Annotated in this window: 3 protein-coding genes and 1 pseudogene; 2 read left to right on the top strand and 2 right to left on the bottom strand. The window is 62.5% G+C overall.

Annotated elements, in window-relative coordinates; translation table 11 throughout:
• Positions 1-1718: ATP-dependent endonuclease (locus KBX08_RS32700; RefSeq protein ID WP_210787622.1), on the top strand; the 1718-nt coding region annotated here is incomplete at its 5' end.
• A 381-nt stretch (positions 1719-2099) separates the two neighbouring features.
• Here the strand turns inward: KBX08_RS32700 and KBX08_RS32695 are convergent.
• Positions 2100-2333, bottom strand: a complete 234-nt coding sequence (locus KBX08_RS32695; RefSeq protein WP_307850717.1) for a helix-turn-helix domain-containing protein — start codon at positions 2331-2333, stop codon at positions 2100-2102.
• 306 nt (positions 2334-2639) lie between these two features.
• On the opposite strand from KBX08_RS32695, the gene KBX08_RS32690 reads away from it, so the two are divergent.
• Complete coding sequence (locus KBX08_RS32690; RefSeq protein WP_210787621.1) at positions 2640-2858, top strand: hypothetical protein; 219 nt, start codon at positions 2640-2642, stop codon at positions 2856-2858.
• A 118-nt stretch (positions 2859-2976) separates the two neighbouring features.
• On the opposite strand, the pseudogene KBX08_RS32685 reads toward KBX08_RS32690, so the two are convergent.
• Positions 2977-3140, bottom strand: a pseudogene (locus KBX08_RS32685) (bifunctional 5,10-methylenetetrahydrofolate dehydrogenase/5,10-methenyltetrahydrofolate cyclohydrolase); the annotation flags it as partial.

Raw genomic sequence — 3140 nt, 5'->3', positions numbered from 1 at the left:
TGCTCGGCACTCATCCGCTCACCGACGAGGATCGGACCTTCGCGCCGGCCTCTGGTGGAGACCACGCTGTGTCCGAGGTCGAGGCTCGAGATCTCGTCGAGCGAGTCGAGACCACCTGGGTCGAGGGTGAATTTCGACTCTCTAAGAAAGAAGAATCTGCCCTTGGGCTGCCCGACATGGTCCGGATGCGCCGAATCCGAAACCAGGAGTCAGGGGTTCGCCTGGAACTGCTTGTCGACGCTCCCGAGGATGAAAACCTCCGTGATCTTGAGGCTCGATCGCTCGCCGACCTGAAACGCATCGCAGGCGGACACGGGGTCTCGGCTGTTGCTGACGCCAGGTCCAGGAGTAGTTGGGTGACGGCACTGGACCAGTTCGCCGCCACCCGGCCGCGAACGCAGGCGTGGATCGCGGCCAGTAAGGATGTCAGTGCAGCGCTGCCGAAGTTTCTACTCTTCGGCGACGCTGAATCAGCCGAAGCCGCGATCAAGGCGGCGTTGAATAGTCGCTACAGAGCCCATCTTGAGGACGAGGATCTCAAGCAGCGAGTGCGAGACTTGGAGGCGGAGCTCGGCCGTCGGGTTCGCGAGGACGCGCAGGGGCTCGTCGAACACATTCAACAGCGGTGCCCGGACCTGGTCCGCGTAGACGTCGAGCCGAATGTGTCCTTCACCTCTGGCCTGCGATCCACCAAGCTACTGCTGGCCCGCACTAGCGGTGAAACGGTTAGCCTCAGCACTGTGGGAGCGGGAAGAAACCGCCGTATCAGCCTTGCCGTCTGGGAGTGGGCAAGCGAGCTCCTTAAACGAGATGCGGAGAGTCACCCTTCTCCTGACGACCAACAGCACGTCGTCTTGGCGTACGACGAACCTGACACTCACCTTGACTACCTTCAGCAACGGCGTGTAATGGCGCTCATACGCGAGCAGTGCTCCGTCCCTGGTGTCTCGATGGTGATAGCAACACACTCCATGAATCTGATCGACGGTGCGGCAATCGAGGACATTGTTCACCTAAGGCTTGAAGGTGAACGCACGCGGATAAATCGGCTGCTGTCCGACCTGGACAACGACGCGAACGGGCAGTACCTCGCCGATGTTGCTATCGCGTTGGGGCTGCGCAATACGGTATTGCTTCACGAGCGATGCTTCGTAGGCGTAGAAGGTGTAACGGAGCAACTGTCATTCCCGATGCTTTTCCGCCTCAGCACGGGCCGGCCAGTGCACGCGGCAGGGATCGTGATCGTTGGATGCCACAATAACGAAGGCGCGCTAAAGTTCGTCGGATACCTGGCCCGGTCGAAGCGACAGGTGATGCTAGTTATTGATGCAGACAGTCGAAGGAACAACAAGATCTTCAGTGATGCGAACCTGGCAAAGGAGGGTATCGACATCGTCAATCACGTTCGTTTACTGGGCACGCCTGACAAAGAATTTGAGTGCATCTTCACGAACGAGCAGTGGTGCGATGTGGCGAACCTGGTGTGGCCGCGCAACGACGGAAAGTCTTGGGATCTGGAATCGGTCGAATCGCTGCGGGCTGGCAAGTTCAGTACTTCGCTACTGAACTTGTTTAAAGAAGGAAGCGATATCGGTCCCACCTCGAAGGCGTCAATGATGTACGAGATGGCCCGAAGTCTCAAGACGCCTGCAGAGGTTCCGGCAGAACTCCGCGACACGTTTCTGCAGTTGGAGAAGCTAGCTGCCCTTGATTCGTAATGTTCGCCGCGCGAGCATTCGCGCCCGCCGCTGAGCAGCAGTCGGGGCCTCCCACGTGTGCCACCCCTTCGAAGGGGCCCACCGTTGGGCATGCTCGCGTTCAGGCGTTCCGCACCAGCGGCAGGAGTTGGGTTGGGGTGGAACGGCATGGCGCACGCGGTGCGCGGCAGACGACACGATGCCCCTCCCTCCGCAGGTGCTCATACCATCGCACGGTTGTACGACAGTTTCTAGCCGACCTCTGAGAAAACGCCTGGTCAGGGCCACTCTCGGCTCGTAGGTCGGGATCTGCGCAAACGGACTATAGTCGCAATATTCCACATCGGTCACGCGCCCGGCGGATAGACGCACTGAACCGCAGAATCACGCAACTTTGCCCCGTCATGGTCGGTTGGGCAGGTAGGGACGAACGGCGTCGCCCCGGATCCCGTACAGATCGAGCAGTAGGTTCAGGTCGGTGAGCCTGATCCCTGACTGTCCAAGCTCGACTCTGCTGATCTTGCTTGCTGCCGCGTCGATGACTGCAGCCGCCTCGTCCTGCGTCTTGCCTGCACCTTCGCGAGCCCGCTTGAGGGCAAGTCCGAGCCGCCGTCGCTGGATCGTCGGGTTCACCACCGGCTGATTATGGCCCGACCGTCGGCGAACATCGCGACACGCCGCGAAGAGGTTCCCAAAATAGGAGTCCAACTCTTAGCCTTGTTGTGCTTCCAAAATAGGAGTCCACCTTTGGAGCTTCATGGGATCGCGGGTGCCGTACGACGACTATCTGCTGGCGGTGGCGCTGACTCTGGCGCGACGGCACCGGCCGGTCTGGTCGTGGCGGCGGTGGCGGCGGATCTGTCGATGTGGGGCAGACCTGCCGTGCCGAGCCAGGCACCGCATCCCGATCCGCCGAGGCTTCTGGCCAGGGGAGGAGCAGGAGTGACCACGCACGGCCCGGTTCTTCCGGTGTGGACCTGCGGCGGGTGCGCCATGCCCTGGCCCTGCCGGACCCGGCGCACCGAGCTGCGTGCCGAGTTCGAGGGCGCACCTGTGTCGTTGGGCCTCTACATGGGGTCCTACCTGGTCTGGGCGGCCGAGGATCTGACCTGGGTGCCCGCCGGGCTGCTGCACCGGCGCTTCCTGGGCTGGGTCCGGTGAGCCGCGCCCGGCGGGACGCGCAGGGAAGCCGGCTCGATCACTTGATGCTGAGTAGTTGTGGACGACCCGTTCTGACTACTCAGCATCAAGTGATCTCGGCGATGACGGCGGAACCGGGCTACTGGCTCGCTCGCTCGGCGGCGCGTACGGCGTTGCGGAACAGCATCGCGACGGTGGTCGGCCCGACCCCGCCGACCCGGGGCGTGATGGCGCCGGCTACCTCGGCGCACGCTTCGTCCACGTCTGGTAGGAGGCGCCGCCCGTCGTAGCGGACGCCGGCGC

Source organism: Micromonospora sp. H61, from assembly GCF_018070325.1.
Lineage (GTDB): Bacteria > Actinomycetota > Actinomycetes > Mycobacteriales > Micromonosporaceae > Micromonospora > Micromonospora salmantinae.
The sequence above is the reverse complement of the archived record's forward strand: the minus strand, read 5'-3'. Positions and strand labels throughout refer to the sequence as shown.